22 protein-coding genes are annotated in these 26,790 nt (G+C 43.2%); 15 read left to right on the forward strand and 7 right to left on the reverse strand.

The features are described from left to right. Positions 1–41 precede the first annotated feature (41 nt). Positions 42–782 carry an SDR family NAD(P)-dependent oxidoreductase gene (locus ACT3QR_RS07930; protein WP_444520805.1) on the forward strand — a complete coding sequence of 247 codons (741 nt, stop codon included), beginning with the start codon at positions 42–44 and terminating at the stop codon, positions 780–782. Positions 783–913: 131 nt separating this feature from the next. On the opposite strand, the gene ACT3QR_RS07935 is transcribed toward ACT3QR_RS07930, so the two are convergent. The 3 genes from ACT3QR_RS07935 to ACT3QR_RS07945 all read right to left on the reverse strand — a co-directional run bounded on the left by ACT3QR_RS07935 (position 914) and on the right by ACT3QR_RS07945 (position 3,941). Next, positions 914–1,552 (reverse strand): phosphoadenosine phosphosulfate reductase domain-containing protein, encoded by a 639-nt coding sequence (locus tag ACT3QR_RS07935; protein ID WP_444520806.1) that lies wholly within the window; start codon positions 1,550–1,552, stop codon positions 914–916. Positions 1,553–1,636: 84 nt separating this feature from the next. Then, positions 1,637–2,257: a DUF934 domain-containing protein gene (locus ACT3QR_RS07940; protein WP_444520807.1), complete on the reverse strand. Its 621-nt coding sequence runs from the start codon at positions 2,255–2,257 to the stop codon at positions 1,637–1,639. Next, positions 2,250–3,941 (reverse strand): nitrite/sulfite reductase, encoded by a 1,692-nt coding sequence (locus tag ACT3QR_RS07945; RefSeq protein WP_444520808.1) that lies wholly within the window; start codon positions 3,939–3,941, stop codon positions 2,250–2,252. The genes ACT3QR_RS07940 and ACT3QR_RS07945 overlap by 8 nt, the downstream gene beginning before the upstream one ends. A gap of 341 nt (positions 3,942–4,282) precedes the next feature. Between ACT3QR_RS07945 and sat the strand changes: the two genes are divergently transcribed. Next, positions 4,283–5,539 carry a sulfate adenylyltransferase gene (gene sat, locus ACT3QR_RS07950; RefSeq protein ID WP_444520809.1) on the forward strand — a complete coding sequence of 419 codons (1,257 nt, stop codon included), beginning with the start codon at positions 4,283–4,285 and terminating at the stop codon, positions 5,537–5,539. 136 nt (positions 5,540–5,675) lie between these two features. Here sat and ACT3QR_RS07955 read toward each other — a convergent pair whose 3' ends face one another. Next, on the reverse strand, positions 5,676–6,203 hold the full coding sequence (locus tag ACT3QR_RS07955; RefSeq protein WP_444520810.1) for a hypothetical protein: 528 nt from the start codon (positions 6,201–6,203) through the stop codon (positions 5,676–5,678). Positions 6,204–6,732: 529 nt separating this feature from the next. On the opposite strand from ACT3QR_RS07955, the gene ACT3QR_RS07960 reads away from it, so the two are divergent. The 5 genes from ACT3QR_RS07960 to ACT3QR_RS07980 all read left to right on the forward strand — a co-directional run bounded on the left by ACT3QR_RS07960 (position 6,733) and on the right by ACT3QR_RS07980 (position 12,011). Continuing rightward, positions 6,733–7,770 carry a sulfate ABC transporter substrate-binding protein gene (locus ACT3QR_RS07960; RefSeq protein ID WP_444520841.1) on the forward strand — a complete coding sequence of 346 codons (1,038 nt, stop codon included), beginning with the start codon at positions 6,733–6,735 and terminating at the stop codon, positions 7,768–7,770. A gap of 279 nt (positions 7,771–8,049) precedes the next feature. Then, positions 8,050–9,141, forward strand: coding sequence for a sulfate ABC transporter substrate-binding protein (locus ACT3QR_RS07965; protein WP_444520811.1), 1,092 nt, complete (start codon positions 8,050–8,052; stop codon positions 9,139–9,141). 213 nt (positions 9,142–9,354) lie between these two features. Beyond that, positions 9,355–10,239: a sulfate ABC transporter permease subunit CysT gene (gene cysT, locus ACT3QR_RS07970; protein WP_101205902.1), complete on the forward strand. Its 885-nt coding sequence runs from the start codon at positions 9,355–9,357 to the stop codon at positions 10,237–10,239. 1 nt (position 10,240) lies between these two features. Next, the gene (cysW, locus tag ACT3QR_RS07975) at positions 10,241–11,191 is read left to right on the forward strand and encodes a sulfate ABC transporter permease subunit CysW (protein ID WP_444520812.1); all 951 of its coding nucleotides are present in this window, start codon (positions 10,241–10,243) and stop codon (positions 11,189–11,191) included. 97 nt (positions 11,192–11,288) lie between these two features. Further along, entirely contained in the window at positions 11,289–12,011 is a 723-nt protein-coding gene (locus ACT3QR_RS07980) for a sulfate/molybdate ABC transporter ATP-binding protein (RefSeq protein WP_444520813.1), read from the forward strand. Positions 12,012–12,168: 157 nt separating this feature from the next. Here the strand turns inward: ACT3QR_RS07980 and ACT3QR_RS07985 are convergent, their stop codons facing one another. After that, complete coding sequence (locus ACT3QR_RS07985; RefSeq protein WP_444520814.1) at positions 12,169–12,498, reverse strand: ArsR/SmtB family transcription factor; 330 nt, start codon at positions 12,496–12,498, stop codon at positions 12,169–12,171. A gap of 388 nt (positions 12,499–12,886) precedes the next feature. Here ACT3QR_RS07985 and ACT3QR_RS07990 point away from each other — a divergent pair, with 388 nt between their 5' ends. The 3 genes from ACT3QR_RS07990 (at position 12,887) to bfr (ACT3QR_RS08000) (ending at position 14,496) form a co-directional block, all read left to right on the forward strand. Next, positions 12,887–13,078, forward strand: coding sequence for a (2Fe-2S)-binding protein (locus ACT3QR_RS07990; protein WP_444520815.1), 192 nt, complete (start codon positions 12,887–12,889; stop codon positions 13,076–13,078). 381 nt (positions 13,079–13,459) lie between these two features. Next, positions 13,460–13,948, forward strand: a complete 489-nt coding sequence (gene bfr, locus ACT3QR_RS07995; RefSeq protein WP_444520816.1) for a bacterioferritin — start codon at positions 13,460–13,462, stop codon at positions 13,946–13,948. Between the two features lie 68 nt (positions 13,949–14,016). Continuing rightward, positions 14,017–14,496, forward strand: a complete 480-nt coding sequence (gene bfr / locus ACT3QR_RS08000) for a bacterioferritin (protein WP_444520817.1) — start codon at positions 14,017–14,019, stop codon at positions 14,494–14,496. Between the two features lie 153 nt (positions 14,497–14,649). Here bfr (ACT3QR_RS08000) and ACT3QR_RS08005 read toward each other — a convergent pair whose 3' ends face one another. Further along, entirely contained in the window at positions 14,650–16,026 is a 1,377-nt protein-coding gene (locus ACT3QR_RS08005; protein ID WP_444520818.1) for a DHA2 family efflux MFS transporter permease subunit, read from the reverse strand. A gap of 328 nt (positions 16,027–16,354) precedes the next feature. Between ACT3QR_RS08005 and yghU the strand changes: the two genes are divergently transcribed. From yghU to uvrA, 5 genes are all read left to right on the forward strand, one after another. Continuing rightward, positions 16,355–17,176, forward strand: coding sequence for a glutathione-dependent disulfide-bond oxidoreductase (yghU, locus tag ACT3QR_RS08010; RefSeq protein WP_444520819.1), 822 nt, complete (start codon positions 16,355–16,357; stop codon positions 17,174–17,176). A gap of 245 nt (positions 17,177–17,421) precedes the next feature. Next, positions 17,422–18,693 (forward strand): DUF1176 domain-containing protein, encoded by a 1,272-nt coding sequence (locus ACT3QR_RS08015; RefSeq protein WP_444520820.1) that lies wholly within the window; start codon positions 17,422–17,424, stop codon positions 18,691–18,693. A 595-nt stretch (positions 18,694–19,288) separates the two neighbouring features. Then, positions 19,289–20,950: a DEAD/DEAH box helicase gene (locus tag ACT3QR_RS08020; protein ID WP_444520821.1), complete on the forward strand. Its 1,662-nt coding sequence runs from the start codon at positions 19,289–19,291 to the stop codon at positions 20,948–20,950. Between the two features lie 179 nt (positions 20,951–21,129). Further along, positions 21,130–22,374 (forward strand): DUF819 family protein, encoded by a 1,245-nt coding sequence (locus ACT3QR_RS08025; RefSeq protein WP_444520822.1) that lies wholly within the window; start codon positions 21,130–21,132, stop codon positions 22,372–22,374. 315 nt (positions 22,375–22,689) lie between these two features. Further along, entirely contained in the window at positions 22,690–25,257 is a 2,568-nt protein-coding gene (uvrA, locus tag ACT3QR_RS08030) for an excinuclease ABC subunit UvrA (protein ID WP_444520823.1), read from the forward strand. 110 nt (positions 25,258–25,367) lie between these two features. On the opposite strand, the gene ACT3QR_RS08035 is transcribed toward uvrA, so the two are convergent. After that, on the reverse strand, positions 25,368–26,789 hold the full coding sequence (locus tag ACT3QR_RS08035; RefSeq protein ID WP_444520824.1) for a reverse transcriptase family protein: 1,422 nt from the start codon (positions 26,787–26,789) through the stop codon (positions 25,368–25,370). Between the last annotated feature and the right edge of the window lies 1 nt (position 26,790).

Raw genomic sequence — 26,790 nt, forward strand, 5'->3', positions numbered from 1 at the left:
TATATCAATAATTAACAATAATTCAAAAGAGTAAGCATACTATGAAATTACAAGACAGAGTCGCGATTCTATTTGGTGGCACATCAGGGTTAGGTGAGGCGACGGCCAAAGCGTTTGCTAATGAAGGCGCTAAAATAGTCGTTACAGGACGCGATGAGGAAGACGGCAATCGAATCGTCAAAGACATTAGAGATAATAATCAAGACGCCATTTTTGTCAAAGCTGATGTGACGGAAAAGAACGACATTCAAGCCGTTGTTGACCAAGCATTAAGGACGTATGGTCATATTGACATTTTGTACAACGGTGCTGGTATTCATGATACTTATGACAATGCTGTTGAGCTAGAAGAGGATTTCTACGATGAATTGATGGCGATTAATGTCAAAGCGCCTTATCTGGCTTCCAAAATGGTGATTCCGCATTTTATTAAGCAAGGCGGCGGCACCATTATTAATGTTGGTTCGCAAGCGACACAAATGGCAGGACCGGGTGGGTCAGCATATGTGACATCCAAACACGCTATTTTGGGGTTCTCGAAACAATTGGCTTTCGATTTTGGTAGTCAGGATATTAAAGTTAATACATTGTCGCCAGGTTTTATAAAAACACCAATGACTGAGGGTATTGACGATGAACGTCTAGAGCGTATTCCTGCCGAACGTGCTGGCAAGCCTGAAGAGATTGCTGCACTTGCTGTGTTTTTGGCATCTGATGATTCTAATTATATGCAAGGCGCTAACGTTTTGATGGATGGCGGTTGGGTGCTAGGTCGCAAATAACTTTAATAGTTGCCAACATAGTCGTCAACAATAACGAACGGTACTTACGTATCTTCCCAACAATAAAAAAGCCCTCTCATTTTGAGAGGGCTTTTTTATTGTTGCAGAGTGCTGTGAGCGGTTATCAAAGATTATAGCTGAGTATGCAAGCCACACTCACGGCTTTCTTCTACTTTCGTTGGATCAAAGTAGTCATGCTCGTTTGGTAAATTGTTTTCCTCTAAATATACATCCAAATCAGCATCAGTTTTTTCAAACAATGGCGCTACTTTTAGTACACCGTCTTTTGATAAGCTAAGTACATCAAGACCTTGGCGAAACTCAGTTTGGTCTTTACGAATAGCATTGAACCACACATCTGGTTTTAGCTCATCTAATGCACGGCGGAACGGCTCAAGTTTAACTTGCTCAGTGAACTCATCATGCTGTGGGTTGTCGATACCTGGAATGCCATTCATCGTCGCGTCACGGTGTGCAGCTGTTTGTTTAGGAATATAAGTAACAACGTTTAGGTTCAAGTCATGGATAAGCTTGTTGGCAAACTGATAAGTAGCGTCAGTGTTGTAGCCTGAGTCTACCCACAATACCGTGATATCAGGGCGCTGTTTAGCAACCAAATGCAAAATCGCTGATTCATACGGACGGAAGTTGGTCGTGATGATTGGGTTTTTCGCTTGAGTCAATGCCCACTCGACGATTTGCTCAGGTGACTTACCTTGCAGGTCTTGGTTGGCTTGATCAAGATCTAGGTTTGGGTGTAGTTGGCTCATAGTACGTTCCTTAATTATTGTTAGTGTAAAAGTGTTGATTGAAAATATCGGGTATTACTATAAAAATTATGGTCCATGCAACAGCTAGGCAACTGAAGGCTCTGATGACTGCGCAAACATCGGTAAATCTGAGGCACTTCGACCATCATAACTACTAGCAAGGGCAGTAAAGGCTTGCTCAATACCGAATTTAGAGTCAGCTTCTAGATCATGCTCGCTCAATACAAAGCTATTAACGCCTGTACGTAGCATATAAGCAATTTGATCACGGCCAAAATCGCCAGCTACTCGAATCTCACCTGTATAGCCGACTTGGCGCAGCGTACGTGTAAAACTAAAGTGACGACCATCAGCGAATTTCGGCACATCAATCACGATAAGCGCGTGCGTTGATAAGAACTCACTAAGATTTTCTAGTGCATCAGCGTCAGTATCCGCAGTAACCCACAATCCAAGGCGGCTACTGTGCTGTACGATTAGCTCATAGACTTCTTTGATCAGGCCACCATTCTGTGCGCCTGATTCGTCCAATAAATCAGCGAGCGGCACGATGACGTCAGGTTTTTCTTGTTTTTGTAATAGCTCAAGTAACGTAATATTGGGCAATACAATGCTCTCAGGTAGTGCATCAGTAGTAAGTACATGCCACGTATCTTGACTGCCAATATCGACGCCATGACTGTCCAAAATATGGTGATTAGCCATAGACCTTCTCCTTAAATGGATCAATACCAACGCGCTCAACTAATTGACCAAAGCTTTCTACATCATTGTCAGTGCTGGCACGTAAGTCTACGTAGACATCAACGATCTGCTGTATGGTATTGGCAACCTCAAGAGCAGGCACGGATTTTCCTAAGATTTTGCCAAGTTTGGCATCATCGCTAGAGTTGCCGCCAAGGCTAATCTGATACCAATGTTCGCCTTTTTTATCGACACCCAAGATACCAATATCGCCTGTATGATGGTGCGCGCAAGCATTGATGCAACCAGACATGTTTAGACGAATCTCACCCAAATCATATAGATAGTCTAGGTCATCAAACTGCTTCTCAATTTGTTCAGCGATGTTATGCGTGGTTGCATTGGCAAGCGAGCAGTAATCCCAACCTGGGCAAACAATCATATCCGTTAAGGTATTGATGTTTGCGCGCGCTAAATGCAACTCTGATAGGTGCTGCCATAATTCATACAGCTTGTTGGTCTCTACATCAGCGAATACTAGGTTTTGCTGATAAGTACCACGTAGCTCACCAAAGCTGTATTTGTCAGAAAGATCAGCCAATGCATCCATCTGTGATTCACTGACGTCACCGGATGGTACATATTTGCCATCGACTAAGCCTGCTTTGAGAGAAACAACCACAGCACGATAGCCAGCTATTTTGTGCGCTACGGTGTTTTGGTTGTACCAATTGGCAAAATCTTTATCAGCGTTTAGTTGCTGTTGTAGCTCGGACTGTACTTGTAATGCGTCAAACGATACATAGTCAGGCTCGCTAAAGAAGCTGTTTGCTGTTGCAAAGTTCTCATCAGTCAAGGTAAGTGGGCCATCTTTGGTATGAGCTTCCCACTCAGCATTGACCAATTTGGCGAACGCTGGACCGCCCATACTTTCGACCAAAATTTTGATACGTGATCTGTACTTGCTGCCTTTGTCACGGCGACCATGCAAATTATAGACACGCAAAATAGCGTCTAAATAACTCAGTAGATGCTGACGTGGTAAGAATTTATTGATGACTTTACCAAGGACGGGGATACGTCCAAGACCGCCGCCAACCAATACTTCAAAACCAATCTCACCTTCATCGTTGGTCTTTACGTGTAGACCGACATCATGTACTTGGGTTGCCGCACGGTCATCATTGGTGCCGATAACGGCAATCTTAAATTTACGTGGCAAAAAAGCAAACTCAGGGTGGAAAGTTGACCACTGACGAATGATTTCACAATAGGGACGTGGGTCAGCGATTTCTTCTTTATGAATACCAGCATACGGATCGGTCGTGGTATTACGAATACAGTTGCCTGAGGTTTGGATGGCATGCATTTGTACTGATGCTAATTCAGCCAAAATATCTGGCACATCTTCTAGCTTTGGCCAGTTCAGCTGAATATTGGTACGGGTCGTAAAATGCCCATAGCCTTTATCATACTTGCGAGTAATCTCAGCCAATTTGCGCAACTGGTAGCTGGCAAGCAAACCATAAGGAATGGCGATACGCAACATCGGAGCATAACGCTGGATATACAAGCCGTTTTGCAACCGCAATGGCAAAAACTGCTCTTCTGGCAACTCACCTGCCAAAAACCGCTCGGTTTGGTCGCGAAATTGAGCAACTCGTTCCTCTACCAAAGTCTGGTCAGCGTAATTATATTGATACATGACGTAATCTCAGTTTTGTTTTTAATCTTAAAATCAACGACGAAAATGATTTGCGTGTGTAATAGGTTTTATTGCCGTTTGCAATGTAAATAATTCAGCTATACATCATATAAGCTTGTAGTCATAAACATAAATTCCTTTCAGACATATCCATATCCAAACACAGCATAAATTTTCATAACGAAAGTTAGGTAGCCTATGCGTATCAATTTTAATGCCCAATCGTTAGCACGCTATTCATTATCTATCGATGGCTTTCTTCTTAGTTTTGTACGTTTAATCGCTCTTACATTTTTGCTCATTTCTCAATTATTCTTTTTATAAGAGGTTTTAATAACTATATGTCCCAGACCCAGGTTCAGAATCCAGGCCAATCAAAACTTGTTCCTCCACATGGTAGTGCAGAGCTTAAGCCACTACTATTAAATGGTGAAGCACGCGATCAAGCATTAGAGCTTGCCAGTACCTTGCCAACCATCACCTTAAGCTCACGTGAGCGCGGTGATTTAATCATGTTCGGTATTGGCGGTTTTACTCCGCTAAATGGTTTTATGAATCAGGCGGACTGGCAGGGTGTGGTTGATAATATGCGTCTGCAGAGCGGCGAAAACGCAGGGTTGTTTTGGCCAATTCCTATTACGTTGTCTGCGCCAAAAACGACTGCAGATAGTTTGAGTCAAGGCGACAAAGTCGCATTGGTCGCTCAAGATGGCGAAGTCATGGGTATCTTGACGGTAGAAGAGACTTACATCATCGATAAAGAACACGAGTGTCAGCAAGTATTTACGACCACAGATTCAGAGCATCCAGGCGTACAGCAAGTACTGAACCAAGAAGATGTCAATATTGCCGGTAGTGTTGAAGTGCTTAGTGAAGGCGAGTTCCCAACTTTATATCCAGAAATCTACAAAACGCCAGCAGAAACGCGCGCAATCTTAGATGCCAAAGGCTGGAAAACAGTGGCTGCATTCCAAACGCGTAATCCAATGCACCGTTCACACGAATATCTGGCTAAGATTGCAATTGAGATTTGCGACGGTGTGTTGATTCATTCACTATTAGGTGCATTGAAACCTGGCGATATTCCAGCAGAAGTCCGTCAAGAAGCCATTAAAACATTGATTGATAACTACTTTAGACAAGATACCGTTATCCAAGCGGGCTATCCGTTGGATATGCGCTATGCTGGTCCACGTGAAGCGTTGCTGCATGCGCTATTCCGTCAAAACTATGGCTGTAGCCATCTGATTGTCGGTCGTGACCATGCTGGTGTTGGTGATTATTATGGTGCGTTCGATGCACAAACGATTTTTGAGCACGTTGGTAAAGATGACCTTATCACCCAACCGCTTAAAATTGGCTGGACGTTCTGGTGTAATGCTTGTAATGCGATGGCCTCTGACAAGACTTGCCCGCATGATGCCTCTGAGCACGTTAAAGTGTCAGGCACCAAGCTGCGTAAAGCGCTATCAGAAGACGAAGATGTACCAGATAACTTTAGTCGTCCAGAAGTATTACAGATTTTGCGTGATTACTATGCTGGCATCGCAAAAGAAGAGCGTGCTGAGGTTAAGTTAACAGGTGCATCTGCAGTATAGAAACAGATTGCTGGTATAAATAACCTCGTACTAAGCCAGTTGTAAAAAAGGTGCCAGACAATAAGTCTGGCACCTTTTTTGTTTTTATTATTATTTTAAAATAAAAATACGCTCTAATACATGCGAGCGCTGACTATCAAACCTCTAAGTCTTTTGCTAATTTCTTATATTTACCAGCAAACGAGCCACCACCTGAGCAAAAATAGTTCAATGCATACTTGTCTGGGCTGTCGATGATGAGGGTGTCATCTTTAAATTGGAAAAAGGCGATGCTGTCATTTACCTTTGCCTGAAAAATTGTACCGTGAGCGGTATCTTGGCCTACTAATGTCGCTTTACCATCGAAATGACAAGTAGGTTTTTTAATATCACTGCGTGAACGAACCTTTATGTCAATTTGGCGATCACTCTCTGCTCGTACCATCAAGCCCACCCAATCATAGCCTTGCGCACGCTTGTCGTAGCCTGCAGTAGCATAATCTGCTGAAACTTTGTCTATTGAAACCGTATCTACTAAAACATTGTCACTCAAGACATTACTTTGATTAGCTGGCAAGTCAGATGCTGTAGTGGAAACTGATTCGACCATGCTGTGATGAGCGCTATTAATAGCGGGTGATACGCTATTACAGCCTGTTAAAGCAGCTAGGGTAGAGGTCATCATTATTAGCCCTATAACAGGACGAAATTGACGGTATGAAAGAGTCATATATGGGCCTTTGGTCAAGTAGGAGGGTAAGGTTTGCATAGTAGCGAGATGATACTTTTATCATTTTACTACTATGCAAACCTTATGACGTACAAATAATGGTACAGCCTACCCAAATCATAGTCTACTTAATAAACCTACCAGCAGTTATTCAACCCGTTTTATTCTTGATGGTGCAAAACGATGGCTAGTATCACTTATGCCAACATGACTATTCGATAAGCGAATTCGTCACTAAGCGTTTGTAATTTATGCTGCTAGCATGATTTTCATCATCCCGACAACTGGAATCAAAAAAGTTGACGCGAAACTTACTAAGTGTAGAAGATTATCGGCCTTGTGATACTAGTCAAGGTTTCGACAAAACGCTTATATTATTTTTATCGAGAGCATCATGCAGAAAAAATTCCAACAAGTAAGCATTGCTAGCATCCAGTTAACAAACCCTAAGCAGTTGACAGCGCGTGTACTTGCCACAAGCAGTATGCTCGCAGCAGCGATTATACTGACAGGCTGTAGCCCAACAGAAGCAACACAAGATAACATAGCAAATAGTATCAGTGGCGAGAGCCAAGATATCAAACTACTTAACGTCTCTTATGATGTGTCCCGCGATTTTTATCGAGACTATAACGAACTGTTTGGCACCGAGTATCTCAAAACTCATCCAAACAGCGAGGTAAAGGTTAACCAATCGCATGGTGGCTCAAGTAAGCAAGCATTGTCTGTGGCCAATGGTTTGCAGGCTGACGTGGTTACTTTCAATCAAGAAACTGACATGAATTTATTGGTTGAAAAAGGCTTAGTAGGCACTGATTGGCAACAAGCGTTACCCAATGGGGCTATACCTTATACCAGTACCATGGTGCTACTGGTTCGTACGGGTAATCCAAAAAATATCAAAGATTGGTCAGACTTGGCACGCAATGATGTCGAGGTCGTCATCCCTAATCCCAAGACTAGTGGTACAGCACGTTATGCCTTCTTAGGCGCCTATGGCTACGGGCTACATCAGTTTAAAGAAAATAGTAGTGAAAACCCGACTAAAACCAATGGCCTTATTAAGAAACTGCTAGCAAACGTGGTCACTTATGACAATGGGGCACGTGCTGCAACGACCAGCTTCACTCAGCGAGGTCTAGGTGATGTATTGATTACCACTGAAAATGAAGCGCATTTGACGGCCAAACAGTTTGCAAAAGGTAAAGTTGATATTGTCTACCCAAGCTACTCTATTACGATTGCAAACCCAGTAGCAGTTGTCACGGCAGTGACTGAAAAATCTGGCAAGACGAAAGCAGCAAATGCTTATCTGAAGGGCTTGTGGGACAAACCTGCACAAGAACTCTTAGCAGAAATGTACATGCGTCCAAATGACGAGCAAGTCTTAGCTGCTCACAAAGACACCTTACCTGACATCGAGACGTTTGATCCTGTGACGGTCTTTGGCTCATGGAACCAAATCATGGATGAATTTTTTGTCGATGGTGGCCGCTTTGATCAGCTAGCGAGCACTAAATAGCTATTAGTTTCTAGTATATAGAACTATCTATCTTGGCGACATTCAGTGAAGCGCGAACAAGATAGGTAGATAGGTAGATAGAGCGCATACCAATATTAAAACCATTAGTAAGTAAACAGCCAGTTATACATATAAAATATTTAACAACTTATTGATATGTCTCGCTTTGTTTTTTGGTTATTCCCTTTTGGCAATAACATACGCATATTCATCATTAAACATAATAAGATGGCGCTGTTAGCATACTTGAATTACATAACAGACATCTTTGAGGTATTTATGACAGACGTAGCTCGTTATCAACAAAAAAGTAAAACTCTTAGTGCTTTAAGTATTGCTGGTGTTGCTTTAACACTTGGTTTGGCTGGCTGTAGCAATAGTGAGACCACTGATACCGCAGCTGACGGCTCAGCGACGACAGAAGGGCAAGATATCGAGCTACTCAATGTCTCATACGATGTGGCACGTGATTTCTATAAAGACTACAACCCATTGTTTGTTGAGCACTATAAAGCTGAAAATCCAGACAGCAATATCCTAATCAAACAGTCACATGGCGGCTCAAGTAAGCAAGCATTGTCTGTTGCTAACGGTCTGCAAGCGGATGTTGCCACCATGAACCAAGGCTCTGATATTGAACTGCTTGAGAAAAAAGGTTTGGTTGAATCAGATTGGGAGAGTAAATTCCCAGACAACGCGGTGCCATTCACTAGTACGATCGTATTTTTGGTACGTAAAGACAATCCAAAAAATATCAAAGACTGGGAAGATTTGACCAAAGACGGTATTGAGACTGTCATGGCCAATCCAAAAGTGACGGGTAACGGGCGTTATGCGTTCTTAGGAGCCTACGGCTATGGTCTACATGCTTTTAATCAAGATGAAACAAAAGCTAAAGGCTACGTAAGAGACATGCTAAGCAATGTCAAAGTCTATGAAAACGGCGGACGTGCCGCAACGACAACTTTCGTACAGCGCGGTATTGGTGATGTCTTAGTCACTTTTGAAAACGAAGCCAACCTTGCCGCGACTGATTTTGGTGCTGGTCAAGTAGATATCGTTTATCCACAATATTCGATCAAATCAGAAAGTCCTGTGGCTGTTGTGAAGACGGTAACGGACAAAAAAGGCACCACAGACGCTGCCAAAGCATATCTTGATTACTTATGGAGTGAGCCTGCTCAGCAGCTAGCAGCTGACCTATACTTGCGTCCTAGTGTCCAAAGTGTACTTGAGAAGAACGGTGATAAACTGCCACCTGTTGAGACTTTCCGTCCGAACGATGCCTTTGGCACATGGGACGAGATCATGAGCACTTACTTCAGTGATGGCGGTGTATTTGACCAGTTAGCAATCAATGCGCCTCAGTAATCGCTTGCTGAGTTGTTAGAACAACTACTGCGCTAATAAAACGGATTAATGTTTGGCGCAGTCAGTCATGAAGCACCCATAAAGGACATGGTCGTACGCACTATGTCCTTTATATCATAAGCCAACCAATAATAATTTTGATAACAATGGTAATAATGGTCTTACAGTGAGTACCCTCGCTAAGTACCATCAGTTAGGCAATAGGACATCACTATGAGTGCAACATCTTCTTCTGCCAGTAAACCCAGCAACAAAAAAGGTTGGCTGACCCGTTTGCGTCAGCGCAATGTGCTACCTGGTTTTGGTCTGAGCATGGGCATCACTGTCTTTAGCTTGTCATTACTGGTAGTCCTACCGTTTGCCATGATGGCCTATACCACGACACAGATGGGATGGACTGGGTTTTGGGAAACCATTACTCAACCACAAGTCACTGCTGCTATCAAGCTTAGCTTATGGATGTCGTTTTTGGCAATGCTGACCAATATGGTATTTGGCACATTGGTCGCATGGGTGCTGGTTCGCTATGAGTTTTGGGGAAAGTCACTTATCAATGCCTTGGTCGATCTACCATTTGCACTACCAACGGCGGTGACAGGTATCTCGCTTGCGACTCTATATGCACCTAATGGTTTGATTGGCCAATGGTTTGCCAAGTTTGATATTCAGGTCGCCTTTACGCCAATAGGTATTTGGCTAGCATTGGTTGTCGTCAGCTTTCCCTTTATTGTCCGCGCAGTGCAACCAGTACTCGCTGAGCTATCAGTTGAATTTGAGGAAGCGGCTGCGGTATTGGGTGCCAATCGTTTGACGACTTTTCGTAAAGTGATTTTGCCAGAGTTATTGCCTGCTTTATTAATGGGGGCGGGTATGATGTTTGCCCGTGCCACTGGTGAGTATGGATCGGTTATCTTTATCGCAGGTAATATCCCGATGCAGTCGGAAATTTTGCCGCTAATCATTATCAGTAAGCTTGAGCAATTTGATATCCAAGGTGCTTCTGCAGTCGCATTATTTATGCTGCTCATATCATTTGTCATTTTGTTGACCATTAACATCATGCAGTGGAAACTGTCGCGCCGTGTAGGAGCTCGCTAATATGCAAATATCTAATAGCTACGACTACCAAAAAAACGCGGCGACTAAAGATACCCCGTGGATACGCCGCACCTTTATTGTTATTGCTGTACTGTTTATGGTCTTGATGCTGGTGGTGCCATTGCTGGCTGTGTTCTATGAAGCCTTTAAAAACGGCTGGCAGTTATATCTTGCCTCATTGGTCGATCCTGAAGCACTACAAGCCATTAAGCTTACGTTGATTACCGCAGCCATTGTTTTGCCGATTAATATGGTAATGGGTATTGCGATTGCATGGTTGGTCACGCGCTATCAGTTTAAAGGTAAGCAGCTAGTCACCACTTTGCTTGATTTACCATTTTCGGTATCGCCAGTGGTTGCCGGCTTGATGTTTGTGCTGCTGTTTGGACTGAACTCTACAATCGGCGGCTGGCTTGAGAGTATAGGCTTCCAAGTAATTTATGCGGTGCCTGGTATCATTTTAGCGACGTTGTTTGTGACCTTTCCGTTTGTTGCACGTGAGTTGATTCCATTGATGCAGACTCAAGGCGACTCTGAGGAGCAAGCAGCATTAACCTTAGGTGCGTCTGGTTGGCAGACCTTTTGGCATGTGACACTACCTAATATTAAATGGGCACTGCTATATGGTTTGATTTTGACCAATGCACGTGCGATGGGTGAGTTTGGCGCTGTCAGTGTGGTATCTGGTCACATTCGCGGCGAGACTAATACTATGCCGCTACTGGTTGAGATTGCCTATAACGATTATAACTTTACCGCCGCGTTTGCCTTATCGAGCATATTAGCTGCACTCGCCTTAGTAACGCTACTCATTCAACAAGTCATGACCAAGATGCAAGAGCGTAAATTTGCTAAGTCTGATCGGCTTGCTAGTGCACCTGAACTACCCGTGAGTGCTAATGCAACGGCCGAAACTGACTCGGCGAGTGCTGAAAATACTGGCAAGGTATAACTGCCATTAACTAAATAAATGATGTTAATACTATTGACGCAGTTGCTACCAAGCTACTTGCCACGATACGACAAAAGATATAATAAGAGATACGATTATGAGTATTGAGATTCGCAACGTTAATAAAAAATTCGGTAGTTTTACCGCTTTAGACAATATCAATATCACTGTGCCCACTGGCAAGTTGACGACGCTATTAGGTCCATCAGGCTGCGGTAAGACTACTTTGCTACGTATTATTGCGGGTTTGGAATATGCCGACTCTGGGCAGGTATTGTTTGATGAGTTGGATGTCACCAATACACCAGTCCAAAAGCGGCATATTGGTTTTATGTTTCAGCACTATGCGCTATTTCGCCATAAGAACATCGCAGACAATGTCGCTTTTGGTCTGACACTGCTGCCAAAAAATGAGCGCCCTAGTAAAGCCGATATCAATAAACGTGTGGCAGAGCTACTAGATCTGGTACAGCTCCCACAAGTGGCCAATGCTTATCCACATCAGTTGTCAGGTGGTCAGCGTCAAAGGATTGCGCTGGCAAGAGCTCTGGCAGTCAAACCAAAGCTATTGCTGCTAGATGAACCTTTTGGGGCACTGGATGCCAAAGTACGTAAAGAGCTGCGTACATGGCTAAAAAACATCCATCACGAGCTTGGTATCACCAGCATCATGGTGACACATGATCAAGAAGAAGCACGTGCAGTATCAGATGAGATTGTTGTGATGAATCAGGGCCGAGTAGAGCAGGTAGGAACGTCAGAGGAATTGATACACCATCCTGCCAATACCTTTATCAGCGATTTCTTAGACCTTGTATAAGTATTTGACCCAGATCAATTTGGATCTAAGTATTAATGTTTAAACCAAAAAAAGACCTACTCGCGTAGGTCTTTTTTTGGTTTAGTGTTTTGCCGCAGATTTATTTTTTAAGCGCTTTTAATGAAATGCAGTCGAAGACATAAACGGATAACAGTATCTACGCAAGGTCTGATACGTCTCTATTAGTCGCCTTAGAAGAGATTTGCTCGTAGGTGATGTCTAAAATATCTTGACACCAATCTGGTAAATCATCAGCAACTTCATACCACATCCAGGTACCGTCACGCACACAGCTTAAGATACCCAATTTTTTCAAATGGTTTAGGTGTCGTGATATCGTTGGTTGTGGTTGATCAAGCGTATCTACCAAATCACCCACGCAACGTGCTTCTTTTTTAAAAAGAATTTGAAATATTTTTAGGCGTGTCGGATCAGATAGGACTTTAAATAAATCAATAGGTCGTATCGTAAGGTTATTATCAGACATAGGAGCATTCCAATGGGCTTCGTTAATAGGGGTTTAATATAACAGCAGTTATCTACAAAATCGATTAAAAAATAAGCAAATTTACAGTTCATCGTCAATTTACTACCTTTTATAATATTCGGTTACACGCACACTTATATCTATTTACACAAATAAAATGATTGTTATAAAAAGATACTGCCACGACTGATAAATATGTCGAATGTTATTGAAAATGATAATAATTATCGTTATTATACTGCAAGGGATAAACGTGATTCAAATTAATAATTTTTAATTGCTAGAAAATAGTAAATTATTCGTTTATTAACGGCACTTATTAGAAAGGTTTTTTATATAAGTGTCATATGTCGTTATTATCGAATAGTAGTATGCCGAGGAGCAGTCCATGTACGTATGTATCTGTAACAACGTAAAAGAAAAACAAATCAAAGCCGCTATCGCTACAGGTGTTGATACACTCGATGGTCTAAAAGATACCCTTGACGTAGCAACTTGTTGTGGCTGTTGTGAACCGATGGTCAACGACTACTTAGACGAACACCATGCAAAACTCGATAATCTAGCGTATGCCGTTTAAACACCGTTAATCACACGTTCTCACTATCTAGTATAGTAAAACCTAACACATAAATTAAATTCAGTATTTTGCATCCAATCTTATTTATTATGTATAAAGGGTAGGATGCAAGCGTCCGTGTAACCTCACTCCTGCACCAACATAACCTATGTTGAATAGTCCCCCGCCAGTTGTAGCTAATTATGATTCTCAATTAGCATCTTATTCTTAGTTCATAACGTTACACCCCATATTGCATCTGTATGCTACTATATTTACCTAAGATTATAAGTCGTTTTATTGATTTTGATTTTTACTGATCAGTTTACCAATTTTGCTATTCATATATAATAAATTGTGGATGTATAGTGATCTGTAAAAATAAATAGGGGAGTACGCGTTATGATAGGTAGCCAGAAAGTCATTGATTATTTGAATTTCTTACTAGGTGGTGAGCTTGCCGCTCGTGACCAATATTTTATCCATTCGGAGATGTACGCTGAGTGGCACTATGGCAAGTTATACGACCGTATCCATCATGAGATGGAAGACGAAACGCTACACGCACAGAATATCATTCGTCGTATTTTGATGCTGAGTGGCACGCCAAAAATGTCTGTCGATGCTATCCATATCGGTGCTACCGTCCCTGAGATGTTGCAGTTTGACTTGGATTTAGAGTACCAAGTACAAAAGCACCTAAAAGAAGGTATCGCGCTATGCGAAGCAGAACATGACTATGTCACGCGTGAGATGCTGGTTGAACAATTGAAAGATACAGAAGAAGATCATGCGCATTGGCTTGAGCAACAACTTCGTCTCATCGACATGATCGGTCTACCGAACTACCTACAAAGCCAAGTGGCTGAAGTTGCTCCTAATCTTGTTTGATATCATTCAACGTATGAATAGCATTCACAGTATTTAGCATAAATAATAAAGATTAAAGGAGAAAGGTAATGACAGGGGATAAAGAAGTCATTCGCGCGTTAAACAAAGTACTTGGACAGTCACTGATTGCCATCAATCAGTATTTTTTGCATGCACGTATTGCACGTCATTGGGGTCTGGAAGCGCTTAATGATTCATTATATAAGCAATCTATTGCTGAGATGAAATGGTCAGACGACTTAATCGCTCGTATCTTGCTACTAGGCGGTTTGCCAAACTTACAAGAGTTGGGGAAGGTATTGGTCGGCGAAGATGTACCAGAAATTATTGAGTGTAATCTACGTCTTGAAAGACAAAAGTTCGATATCATTACTGATGCTATCACATTGTGTGAGACTAAGTCTGATTACGTCTCTCGCCAGCTATTAGTCACGCTAAAAGATGGCAATGAAGAGTATGACGATTGGTTAGAGACGCAGCAAGACTTGATTGAGAGTATTGGTATAGAGCGCTATATCCAATCGCAAATGAGTGATGATGACGCATAGTCGTATTCACCATTAGTGTGAGTCATGATAAAAAAGCCAGTATACGATTGATAACCCAATCGCATACTGGCTTTTTTCTATCTATACAAAGTAGAGACGTGTCGTATGTAAAATCTCATTTAATAGAAAACTTGTCTCGATTAAAAGTACGTTCTAGTATAAACCGCGACCATCCTCAGGTTTTAAACGTAAGAAATACAGCCCCGAGAGAATGGTTAAAATACCCAATATCCAATAAGTGGTTTGGAACGCTACTAGCGTATCCATTTGCAGGCGCTCACGTAATAGGTTTAACACAGCAGCACCGAACGCAATACCAAAGCTAATCGCTAACTGTTGATTAACCGCCATCAAGCTATTACCACTACTGGTCTGTGTGCCTTGTAAATCGCCGATCGTAATCGTATTCATCGCACTGAACTGCATAGAGTTGCACGCACCCATAATAGTCAAGATAGGTATAAACCATAGCCATTGCGACGCATCGTTAAATTGCGCCAGTACAATGATAAGCGAACCCATAAACAAGGTATTGTAGACCAAAACCTTACGATAGCTGAAACGCTGGATAATCTTACTGACCCAAGGTTTAACCCCTATAGCACCAACCGCAATCGGGGCAAGCAACCAACCTGCCTGCGAAGGCGAGTATTCAAACACCACTTGTAGTAGTAACGGCAATAAAAATGGCACGGCACTGATACCAAGCCGCGTGAAAAAGTTGCCAGTAATCCCGATGCGAAAAGTGCGAATATCAAATAAGCTGAGTGGAAACAGGGGAGCTGCTCGTCGTTTGGCATGCCAGACATAGGCCCCGATCAATAGACTTGCGCCCAAACCGAGCAACAAGCCATAAATTCCGCGACCCGTCTGTGAACCAAACTCGACAGCCAGTGTGAATCCGCAAGCAGCTGCGGCAAACAATACAAACCCTGTCCAATCAAGGCGCTTGGTATCTTCAAATAGTGCTGGTACCAGTTTTTTGCCCATAATAAAACCTGCCACGCCCATCGGTATATTGATCAAAAATATCCAATGCCAGCTAGCATACTGCACGATATAGCCACCCAGTACTGGACCGACTAATGGCGCAACCAACGCAGGTATCACGGCAAAATTCATCACAGTGAGCAGCTTATTGCGCGGATAAGACTTGACCAATATCAAACGAGCGACAGGCGTCATCATGGCACCGCCAATACCCTGTACCACACGTGAGGCGACCAAAAAATCTAATGTTTGCGACGCAGCGCACAGTAATGAGCCAATACAAAAAATAATAACCGCGGACAAAAATACGCGACGCGTGCCATATTTATCTGCTAAAAAACCACTGATGGGGATAAAAATCGCCAAAGTTAATGCATAGCTGATGACGGCCCACTGCATTTTTAGTGGTGACTCACCTAGTGCTTGCGCCATTTGTGGCAATGAGGTGTTCAAAATAGTGGCATCTAAAATTTGCATAAATAGCGCTACCGCTAGTACGTAAGGTAGGTATTTATCTTGAGTCGGGGTGAGCGTTACCATGTGAGTCCCATTGAACGTCTCGTTATGAAGTAAGAAAATAGCGGATTTGCGAGCAGATCACTATGCAAGCTGAGTAGTATAAGAAAGCCTGACCTATAATAAAAGTGACTCAAGGTAATTAATCTAAGACAGCAATGCAAAGAGTAGCTAATAAAAATGCCAAGAGATGAAATTAGACAAAAAAGCTGTTGAGTGCTGATAACACACCTTCTTTTACTTTAGCAGTAGAAACACAACATTGATTACAAGAGAGGGCTTTAATATCGTCATGAGTTCTCGTTATAGTGAAACATTCACGACAGTGATAAATACAAATCGAGGAGATACTATGAGTCAGGATAATAATAAATACGTACCACCCAAAGTTTGGACGCAAGACAAAGATAGCGGTGGCAAGTTTGCCAGTATTAATAGTCCAACGTCTGGTGCTCGCTATGATAAAGAGCTGCCTGTTGGTGATGCTCCGTTACAGCTGTACTCATTAAACACGCCAAATGGCGTCAAGGTAAATATACTACTAGAAGAGCTGGCCGAGCTTGGTGTTGAGAGGGCAGCATATGATGCTTACAAAATCGATATTTCTGAAGGAGAGCAATTTGGCTCAGGGTTTGTAGAGATAAACCCCAATTCAAAGATTCCAGCTTTGGTCGATTATTCTGATGATACAGCTGAAGAGCCAATAGCACTCTTTGAGTCGGGCGCAATCTTGATGTATTTAGCAGAAAAATTTGATAAATTTCTTCCATCGACTACTGGCAAAGCGAGAGCAGATTGCTTGTCTTGGATCATGTGGCAAATGGGTAGCGCACCTTTCTTAGGTGGTGGCTTTGGGCATTTTTATGCCTATGCGCCTGAACCTCTAGAGTATCCCATTAATCGCTATACCATGGAAACCAAGCGTCAGCTCGATGTATTAGATATGCACCTAAAAGATCACGAGTATCTGTGCGGCAACGATGAGTCTGATTACAACATTGCAGATATGATTGTGTGGTCTTGGTATGGCCAGCTGGCATTAGGAAAGCTCTATGATGCAGCAGAATTTTTACAAGTAGAAGACTATAAACACTTGCAGCGTTGGGCCAAGAAAATTGCTGAACGTCCTGCGGTTAAACGGGCGGTAGAGCTAGAGCTAAAACCAATCGACTAATCCAAATACTCAATATGATTTGATATAACAATAAAGCATAAATAGAGTAGTAAGGCTGATAAATTATCATTTATCAGCTTTTTTATTTGTATTTATATAAACGAATATAATTATTTTTTGGTCTTCCTATAAGTTTTACATAATGCTACATTAGAATAACAGATAGAAACACTAGTGCGTTAAGATAGCCGAGCACCATTACAATAGACAGGTGTTTGTACTTTTTCTACTGAAAGGTGATGATTATGAAAGACAATAATTATATAAACGATACGTCGCTATTAAAAGACGCTGTTTTAACTATTGCTAGCAGGTCAAATACCTATTCAAATATATATGGTAATAGTACCCAGTCCAATGAAAATACCAAAAATATCACTATAGAGCATTATCCAGAAAACATACCTAAGAAGATAAAAGAAAAATCCACCTTTATGATGAAAAATAAAATATTACTACCTGTATTTGCAGCGCTTAGCACAGTTTTATTTAGTACTACTAGTATAGCGAGTGCATCGACTGAATTTACTAGTCAAGATTGGCAGGTCGCCTGTGATAATACGCGTACGTGCCGATTAGCAGGTTATCAAGCAGAGAACAACAGCGAGTTTCCGGTTTCTATATTGCTCGTACGCCGCGCAGGTGTGAATGCTGGTGTGGATGGCAAAGTAAAGCTTGGCGGGGCTAAGGATAGCTCGTCTAAAGCCTTAATGCAGCTTGGCAACCGTCATCGTATCTCGTTGTTTATTAATGACAAAGACTATGGTGAGACTAAGCCATACTCAGCCGCCGCAGGTAATGCTGAGCTTACTCAAGCACAGGTAAATGCATTGTTAGAAGCTTTGACCAAGTCTAGCAAGATTACGTTGGCCTTACGTAATTCACGTTGGCAGGTCTCTGACAAAGGTGCTAGTGCTGCGATGCTAAAAGCCGATGAGTTTCAAGGTCGTGTTGGTACCCCAAGTGCTTTTGTTAAAAATGACGCTGCTGTTAAGTCTAGTGGCAGTATACTACCTCCTAAAGCCGCGCCAGTACTACGGTTTGTCTTGCCAAGTGCCAAAGCTGACGATAGCAATGACAAAAAGTTTGTGATGAAGTCTTCTCAATTGGCATCGTTGGTAAAAGGTACGATGAAAGATGCAGATAATGTTTGTCCCAACCTGTCAGATAAATCACCTTGGCGTATCAGTCGTCTAAATGGCTCACAACTATTGGCGCAGCATGGGTGCTGGACAAGCGCTTATAATTCTGGCGCAGGAGCTTGGGTGATCAATGACAGTAAACCTTATAATCCGGCGTTAGTGACGACCAGTGCTACTGGCTACGATAAAGGCAAGCTTACCTCTGTACAGAAAGGTCGTGGTATCGGTGATTGCATGAGCAAGACGGATTGGCTCTGGACGGGCCGTGCATTTGAAAAAAGTCATGAAAGCACCACAGGGCTTTGCCGTTTAATCGAGGTGGGCGGGGCATGGCAACTGCCTACCTATGTCACTGAAGTTAAAATGGTGCGCTAGTATGGGCCTAGCGAGCCTCTCATTCGTTGAATATCAGTTGAAAGAAATACAGTCGAAATAGGCTGGGTTATTTGTATAAATAACTTGCTATCTCATCCATAACCAAAGAAATGGCTAGATATAATTTTTTATTGTGCTATACTACGTCGCCACGTTAGCTTAGGCTTTCGTGAATTATGAGATTGATAACATCGCCTGCGATTTTGGGTCTAGGATGACCATAAGTAATTGTTGCCGATGATTTTGTGTACTTAAATAACCTCTTAAAAAATCAGTTATTTTTGACTCATATCTTATCTACTAGCCCAAAAAATGGGTTTAGATTGGTTGCTGTTTGCCTTTATCTGCTTTGGACAAAGCATTGATAATGCGCGTATATCAAGCAAGGATAAGACACTCGGCACTACCACCAAAATACGTCAGACAGCACGAACGCATTTATTGTAAAGACGCTAAGCTCTATTGGCTTGGTTTCTAATTATCGACAATTTTATATTGCTCGGTAATGCTAATAAGAGCAGCGTGGTGAACGGTTATCAGTGGTATGCATCAAGCTTGCTGAATTTACAGCAGCTTATACTTACCAAGGATTCCTATGACTGACATCTTATCTACTATCGCCGCTGAAAACGGCATCATCGAAAACACCGATACTCCAAACACTGATACTCAAGCGGCTACTACTGACGCCACTGAAGAAAACAAAACCACTTTTACTGATCTTGGCATTGCTAAGCCAATTCTTACTGCGCTTGATCGTAGTGGCTATACCAATCCAACACCTATCCAAGAACAAGCCATTCCTTTCGCTCTAGCCGGACGTGACCTTTTGTTGTCAGCGCAAACGGGTAGTGGTAAAACAGCGGCATTTGTTATCCCTGTACTTGATCGTTTGAGCCGTGCAACTAGCTTTGACAAACTAACCAAAGCACTTATCCTAACGCCAACACGTGAGCTTGCTCAGCAAGTACATGACAGCGTGCGCACTTACTCTAAAGACATGCGTGGTCTATTCTGTGTGCCACTAGTTGGCGGCGCACCGTACAACGGTCAGATCACTGCTTTGAGAAAGGGTGTTCAAGTAATCGTTGCGACTCCTGGTCGTCTACTTGACCATATCAATGCGGGCCGCGTTGATTTATCAAACTTAGAAGTACTGGTACTTGATGAAGCTGACCGTATGCTAGACATGGGTTTTGCTGATGATATCAGTGACATCCTCCGTGCAGCACCAGTCGATCGTCAAACGATCATGTGTTCAGCGACTTGGGATGGCCCAGTAGGTAAAATCGCTGCCAGTTTCACTAAGAATCCTGAGCGCGTATCTATTAAAGTAGAATCTGCACACATTGAAGAAAAAGTGTACTACTGTGATGATTTTGATCATAAAAACCGTTTACTTGACAAAATCGTTTGCCAAAAAGAAATGGATCAAATCATTATTTTTGCTGCAACTAAGCGCAGTACTGAGAAGCTAGCAAAACAGCTACAAGAAGCGGGCCATAAAGCAAGCTTCCTACATGGTGACTTGCCACAAAGCAAGCGTAACCGTATCGTTCAAGACTTGCGTAATGGCAAATGTAAAATCCTAGTAGCGACTGACGTTGCTGCACGTGGTCTAGATGTACCAGCTATTTCACACGTTATCAACTATGACCTACCACGTCAGACTGAAGACTACGTCCACCGTATCGGTCGTTGTGGCCGTGCTGGCCGTACTGGTGTTGCTATCAGCTTATGTAGCATGGACGATCGTCCACAGCTAGCAGCCATCAACCGCTATCTAGATCGTAAGATGGAAGTATGTGTCATCGAAGGTATGGAACCTAAGAAAACTTATGTACCTAGTGAAAACAAAGGTAAAGGCCGTGGCCGTGGTCGTGGACGCTCTAATGGCGGTGGTCAAGGCCGTGGTCGTTCAAGCGGTGGTTATGCAGGTCGTTCTAATGGCGGTGGTCAAGGCCGTGGTCGTTCAAGCGACAGCGCACCAACTGGTCAACGTGCTAGCAACGATAGCGGTTATCAAGGTAAGTCACGCGACTCATCTGGCAAACCAAATGAGCGTTCAGGTGGCAAGCCGTATCAAGGCAAGCGTACTGGTGGCCCAAGCCGTGGTGATAGCAATGGCGTTCCACGTGGTGAGCGTGCTGCAAGTGGTCGCGGTCGTCCAAGTGGTAGCCAAGGCCGTCCAGCAGGTCGTTCTGACAGCCGTGGTCAAGGCCGTTCGAACGGTGGCAACCGTGGTAACAACTCGTAATATGGTTAGATTGGACGATTAAAATCATTGATTCATTAATCGTCTAAAAATATCAAAAAGCCAGATACTTAGGTGTCTGGCTTTTTTGTGTCTGGTAATTCTGTATTTATCATTGCGCGACTTTTTTGCCTTGTCTATACTGATTGACTTTTGCCAGTTGTAACGCTTGGAGCACCTTGATGCCTGCCACCTCAAATTTAGCAATTGATAATTTGCCATTAGCTTTTGGCATCATTATGGCCATTATTGGTCTTGTTTTTTATACCCAAGGCTTACCTGGTAAGTTTTGGCGACGGTTTTATGCAGTTCTACCGGGTATTGTGCTTTGCTGTTTTATACCAGCTACGTTAAATAGTTTAGGTGTGTTTGCTGATGGTGTTGGTTCGCAGATTTATGGCTTCACCGCCACTTATTTGCTACCAGCAAGTTTACTATTAATGACCTTATCTATGGATGTACCCAAAATATTGGGCTTAGGCTGGAAAGCGATCGCTATGTTCTTTGCTGCCAGTGTCGCTATTATTATTAGTGGTCCGATCAGCTTAGGAGTCGCTAAATGGGTATCGCCTGCGATGTTTGCCGATGATACCTTATGGCGTGGGTTTTCAGCAGTGGCAGGCAGCTGGATCGGTGGCGCGGCTAACCAAGCAGCGATGAAGGAGCTGTTTGGGGTCAGCGATGATCTATTTGGCATGATGATTTTAGTTGATGCGACCAATGCTTCGCTATGGCTATTGGCCATACTGGTGATGGCAAAGCACAGTGACAAGATAGATCGGTTTTTGCGAGCGGATACCAGTAGTATCGACAAGGTCATTAAAGCAGTCGAAAGCTATGATCGCGATCATGCCCGCCCAGCAACCATCAACGATTTGATGGTGATGTTTGGCTTATGCTTTGCCATGGTCGGCGTAGCGCACTTTGTCGGAGGGCAGATTGCAGAGTTTTTTGCCCCATATAAATGGGCAGTACAATATAGCTTTGCCAGTTCATTCTTTTGGATGGTGGTGATTATTACCTTAATAGGCGTTGTCTTCTCTTTTACCAAGATTCGTAGGCTAGATCATGTGGGCGCATCAAAAATCGGTACAGTATTTATCTTTGTATTGATTGCGGCGATCGGTATGCAAATCAATTTGGCTGGTATCATCTCACAGTGGCGTTTGTTGCTCATTGGCCTGTTATGGATGAGCATTCACGTCGTTATCATATTTGCTGTTGCTAGGATGATTCGTGCGCCGTTCTTCTTTTTGGCGGTTGGCTCTAATGCTAACACAGGTGGTGCATCGTCAGCGCCCATTGTCGCTACGGCCTTTCACCCCTCACTTGCGCCAGTCGGGGTGTTCTTAGGTATTTTAGGTTATGCGGTAGGGACATTTGGCGGTTATATCAGTACGCAATTGATGCGGTTGGTCGTGTCATGATATCTACGTTATCAGTATCTTAAATTACATTGTTATCCTCACTTGAAGTATTAAATATACGTCTACACTCGGTTGCCTGGTACTACTTTTAAATTGAATCGACTATAGTGTTTTTTACTAAACAAAGCCCGCTTTGATGCGGGTTTTTTATTATTAGTTATTAGGCGATTTGAGTTATCGTTTTGTCTATCTATGCTATTAATACGTAAGCCTAGCCATAGCACCATATAAGTACGTGTTAACCTTTCTGCTAATTGAACAAAGATAACTCAACTCGTTAGGAATAAAGAAAGATTTGATAGGAACAATAACGCTATGGCGAACTCAAAAAAATTAGAAGAAACAACCAATAAAACAAACAAAGTAAAAAATGCCCTTTACAACCCTAACCAAGATAATATTCAAGTTAGAGGTGCGCGCGTACACAACTTAAAGAATGTTGATGTTGATTTACCTCGTAATGCATTAGTGGTCTTTACTGGTATATCTGGCTCAGGAAAGTCATCGTTAGCTTTTGGCACGTTGTTTGCCGAGTCACAACGGCGTTATCTTGATTCGGTATCCCCTTATGCAAGGAGATTAATCGATCAGGTTGACGAGCCAGATGTCGATAGTATAGAGGGGTTGCCACCAGCAGTCGCCTTACAGCAGAAGCGGGGTACACCTTCAGTGCGATCATCTGTAGGTAGCGTGACAACGATATCGAACGGCTTACGTATGCTGTATTCACGAGCAGGAGAGTATCCAGAAAATCAAGAAATCCTGTACGCGGATGCGTTCTCTCCAAACACGCCTGATGGTGCTTGTCCTACTTGTTCAGGTATCGGCCGTGTGTTTGAAGTCACTGAAGAGTTGTTGGTTCCAGATAATACCAAAACCATTCGTGAGCGTGCGATTGCAGCATGGCCACCAGCGTGGCAGGGTCAGAACCTCAGCCGTATATTGACCACACTGGGTTATGATATCGATAAACCATGGCACACGCTGCCAAAAAAGACACGCGACTGGATTTTGTTTACAGATGAGACGCCTACCGTACCTGTCTACCCTGAATACAATATTGAGCAAACGCGCGATGCGATTGAGAAAGGCGAAAAACCAAATTATATGGGTACTTTTACCAGTGCCAAAAACTTCATTCTTCACTCTTTTGCCACGACTCAAAGCCCGCGTACCAAAAAGCGCGTCTCGCAGTTTATGCAAATATCTGAGTGTCCAGAATGTCATGGCAAAAAGCTAAAAAAAGAATCGCTGTCAGTTAAGTTTGCAGGATTGGATATTGGTGAACTGTCACAGTTGACATTAACTGAAATGGCGAAAAAATTAGAGATAACTGCTCGCACTAAGATAGCCGACGAGACACCGAATCGCGAAAAGGCTATCGTCGCCCAGCGTATTGCCAGTGATATTCTCTCGCGTGTTGAAGCATTAAACAGGTTAGGGCTCGGTTACTTATCGCTTGAGCGTACCACACCGACACTCTCTCCTGGTGAGCTACAGCGACTGCGGCTAGCCACTCAGATTCGCTCGCAACTCTTTGGCGTAGTTTATGTCCTTGACGAGCCATCGGCTGGTTTGCATCCTGCTGACACCCAAGCCTTGCTAAGTGCATTAGACGAGCTGATTGCTGCTGGTAATTCAGTGTTTGTCGTTGAGCATGACGTTAGTGTTATCAGACATGCTGATTGGATAGTCGATGTTGGGCCAAAGGCGGGCACACATGGCGGCGAGATTGTTTACAGCGGGCCCGTAGAAGGTATTGGTGAAGTTGAGCAGTCGCACACGGGGCAATACCTCTTTACCGATGCTACGTCTAACGACCAGTCCAAATCTAGTACAAGGCAGCCTACCGCATGGCTCAAGCTTGCGAATATTGAGCGTAACAATATCACAGGGTTAGACGTTGCGTTTCCGCTTGGAGTAATGACAAGTGTCACAGGAGTCTCAGGATCAGGCAAATCAAGTCTTGTTAGCCAAGCGTTAGTAAAGCTTATTAACGAAGCATTGGGGCAAAAAACAGTCACAGAAGCGCCTGTCGGTGAAGCGGATTTGCTTGAACAAGAGCTTGAGTCAGTAACTGGCGGTGAAATCGTCGCTGGTATGGAGCATGTCCGCCGACTTATTAATATCAATCAAAAAGCAATTGGACGTACACCGCGCTCCAACTTGGCCACCTATACTGGCTTATTTGATGATGTGCGTAAGCTATTCACAGCGACCAATCAAGCAAAAGCACAAGGCTATGATGCTGGCAGGTTTTCATTTAATACCAAAACAGGCCGATGTCCAAATTGTGAAGGCTTAGGGTTTGTCAGTGTTGAGCTACTATTTCTGCCAAGTGTTTATGCGCCTTGTCAGGTATGTCATGGTCAACGCTATGACGAGGAAACGCTAGCAATAACTTATCGAGATAAAAACATCGCTGAAGTATTAAACCTAACAGTTGAAGCGGCTCATGAGTTTTTTGTCGATGAAGCACCTATTTTGCGCGCATTAGAGGCGTTGCTACAAGTTGGACTTGGCTACTTACGTCTGGGTCAGCCTGCCACTGAATTATCAGGCGGAGAAGCACAACGTATCAAGCTTGCCACTGAGCTACAACGCACGCAGCGAGGCGACACACTATACATATTGGATGAGCCAACCACAGGTCTGCATCCCGCCGATGTGTCTATGCTAATGGCGCAGTTAAATGGTCTCGTCGATGCAGGTAATACTGTCATCATGGTTGAACACGACATGCAAGTGGCGAGCAATAGTGACTGGATTATTGATATCGGGCCAGGGGCAGGGGATGCGGGTGGTGTGATTGTCGCTCAAGGTACACCATATGACGTTGCTCAATCTAAAGACAGTCGTACTGCACCGTTTCTACTGGTGTAATGAAAATGACATGTTGGGTTAAATAGCTCTGCGTTAGTATGCTTTATTTAAACGAGTATTAGAAATAGAGTTCTTTCTAATACTCGTTTTTTATAACTATAAATAAATATCTATGCAGGTGTCGCTTTCTGCTCTTGCAAGCACTCAATTCTAGCCAAATAGCTATGTCCCAGCTCTGGCTCTGCTGAGGCTATCCAAGCGGCATATCCTGATAACGTATCCAAAGTCTCATCCGCCCGCAATTTGCCACCTGACTCTAGATTATGAAGCGCTGCACGTAACATGCGTTTGATTTGTCGTGAGACTCTTGGGATACCATCGCCATTCACCACCATGCCAGTGACGTTGTGCTGATTGCCTTTACGAATCACACGCGTTTTATCATTGTTTAATGCAAAACCTTCTTCGCGTAATATCTTATGCACTGATCCTAATAGTTGCCCAATCAGTTTATTGTGCTGTGTATCTGCTTGTTTTTTTGTGGTGCTAGTTTTAGCTTTTGATTTAGTTTTGGTGTCTGCAATAGCGGGTACGCTAAAGGTCAAATCATCGGCATAGCGACTATAACGCAGGCCTATTTTGTCAGCCAGTCCTGTTAAGCGACGATCCAAATTCAAGCAGACGATGTTCGTTAACGCAGGGCTAGTAGGCGCGCCTTGTGGCAAGGCTCTGTCACCTAGCGCCACGTAATAAGTTTTGCCATCTTGCTGTACCACTTGACGGGGTGATTCGGTACAGAGTAATGACAATAAGGTAGAAATTTGCTCTGGATAGCCGGCATGACGGAACACACCTTTGACCCGTCGCCAGCTGACACTAGGGAAAAAGTCTTTAACATCCAACTTGATAAGTAACTCGCTGTTGCTATGTACTGCGGCGTTGGTCACGATAGATTTGCCACGTACAAAACCATGAGCGGCACCATGCGTTGTTAAGTTATTCAAAATATTGTGCAAAATCCAGCGTTGTACAAACTTTAAACGCGGTATCGGCGACCATATTTGACGCGCTGTCCCATTGCGTTTGACAATCGTAAAATGCGAATAAGACAGATTGGTGGCGACCTCTCTTTGATAGCAAAGTCCCTTTAATTGAGGAATAGTAAGGTTCACAGCCTCTGCAAGTTCATGGTGTTTATTTAACAGTGGTAATTTGTTTTCGATAAGACGATTGGCGGCATCTTTGACATCCCACTTATCAGTACTGGTATCATCTGACCAATATACATGACGACCAAGATAAACCATGTGATGTGCTTTATATGCTTGCCAAGCAGCCTTTTTGAGACTTTTTTCTTCAGCGGCTTCCTTTTTTAAGGCTTTTTTATAGCGCTCACGTTCTTTTGGACTCATGTTATCGACAGGTTTACGGTCAACCATAAAGCCTTGACTGACCAGTTGCTGTTGCACATATTGGTAACGTCCACCTGCCTGCTCAATGTCTTGCCATAGCTGTTGCCACTGACGCTCAAAAGGAGTGGGTTTTGGCTCAGGACTGATGTAATCATTATTGTTTGCTATTTGAGTGGTCATA

Source organism: Psychrobacter sp. AOP7-B1-25, from assembly GCF_052376195.1.
GTDB lineage: Bacteria > Pseudomonadota > Gammaproteobacteria > Pseudomonadales > Moraxellaceae > Psychrobacter.

What these genes read in the sequence shown, in the direction of transcription:
- ACT3QR_RS07930 (WP_444520805.1), top strand. Translation starts at nt 42, where the DNA reads ATGAAATTACAAGACAGAGTCGCGATTCTATTTGGTGGCACATCAGGG.
- ACT3QR_RS07935 (WP_444520806.1), bottom strand. Translation starts at nt 1,552, where the DNA reads ATGAGCCAACTACACCCAAACCTAGATCTTGATCAAGCCAACCAAGAC.
- ACT3QR_RS07940 (WP_444520807.1), bottom strand. Translation starts at nt 2,257, where the DNA reads ATGGCTAATCACCATATTTTGGACAGTCATGGCGTCGATATTGGCAGT.
- ACT3QR_RS07945 (WP_444520808.1), bottom strand. Translation starts at nt 3,941, where the DNA reads ATGTATCAATATAATTACGCTGACCAGACTTTGGTAGAGGAACGAGTT.
- sat (WP_444520809.1), top strand. Translation starts at nt 4,283, where the DNA reads ATGTCCCAGACCCAGGTTCAGAATCCAGGCCAATCAAAACTTGTTCCT.
- ACT3QR_RS07955 (WP_444520810.1), bottom strand. Translation starts at nt 6,203, where the DNA reads ATGATGACCTCTACCCTAGCTGCTTTAACAGGCTGTAATAGCGTATCA.
- ACT3QR_RS07960 (WP_444520841.1), top strand. Translation starts at nt 6,733, where the DNA reads ATGCTCGCAGCAGCGATTATACTGACAGGCTGTAGCCCAACAGAAGCA.
- ACT3QR_RS07965 (WP_444520811.1), top strand. Translation starts at nt 8,050, where the DNA reads ATGACAGACGTAGCTCGTTATCAACAAAAAAGTAAAACTCTTAGTGCT.
- cysT (WP_101205902.1), top strand. Translation starts at nt 9,355, where the DNA reads ATGAGTGCAACATCTTCTTCTGCCAGTAAACCCAGCAACAAAAAAGGT.
- cysW (WP_444520812.1), top strand. Translation starts at nt 10,241, where the DNA reads ATGCAAATATCTAATAGCTACGACTACCAAAAAAACGCGGCGACTAAA.
- ACT3QR_RS07980 (WP_444520813.1), top strand. Translation starts at nt 11,289, where the DNA reads ATGAGTATTGAGATTCGCAACGTTAATAAAAAATTCGGTAGTTTTACC.
- ACT3QR_RS07985 (WP_444520814.1), bottom strand. Translation starts at nt 12,498, where the DNA reads ATGTCTGATAATAACCTTACGATACGACCTATTGATTTATTTAAAGTC.
- ACT3QR_RS07990 (WP_444520815.1), top strand. Translation starts at nt 12,887, where the DNA reads ATGTACGTATGTATCTGTAACAACGTAAAAGAAAAACAAATCAAAGCC.
- bfr (WP_444520816.1), top strand. Translation starts at nt 13,460, where the DNA reads ATGATAGGTAGCCAGAAAGTCATTGATTATTTGAATTTCTTACTAGGT.
- bfr (WP_444520817.1), top strand. Translation starts at nt 14,017, where the DNA reads ATGACAGGGGATAAAGAAGTCATTCGCGCGTTAAACAAAGTACTTGGA.
- ACT3QR_RS08005 (WP_444520818.1), bottom strand. Translation starts at nt 16,026, where the DNA reads ATGGTAACGCTCACCCCGACTCAAGATAAATACCTACCTTACGTACTA.
- yghU (WP_444520819.1), top strand. Translation starts at nt 16,355, where the DNA reads ATGAGTCAGGATAATAATAAATACGTACCACCCAAAGTTTGGACGCAA.
- ACT3QR_RS08015 (WP_444520820.1), top strand. Translation starts at nt 17,422, where the DNA reads ATGAAAGACAATAATTATATAAACGATACGTCGCTATTAAAAGACGCT.
- ACT3QR_RS08020 (WP_444520821.1), top strand. Translation starts at nt 19,289, where the DNA reads ATGACTGACATCTTATCTACTATCGCCGCTGAAAACGGCATCATCGAA.
- ACT3QR_RS08025 (WP_444520822.1), top strand. Translation starts at nt 21,130, where the DNA reads ATGCCTGCCACCTCAAATTTAGCAATTGATAATTTGCCATTAGCTTTT.
- uvrA (WP_444520823.1), top strand. Translation starts at nt 22,690, where the DNA reads ATGGCGAACTCAAAAAAATTAGAAGAAACAACCAATAAAACAAACAAA.
- ACT3QR_RS08035 (WP_444520824.1), bottom strand. Translation starts at nt 26,789, where the DNA reads ATGACCACTCAAATAGCAAACAATAATGATTACATCAGTCCTGAGCCA.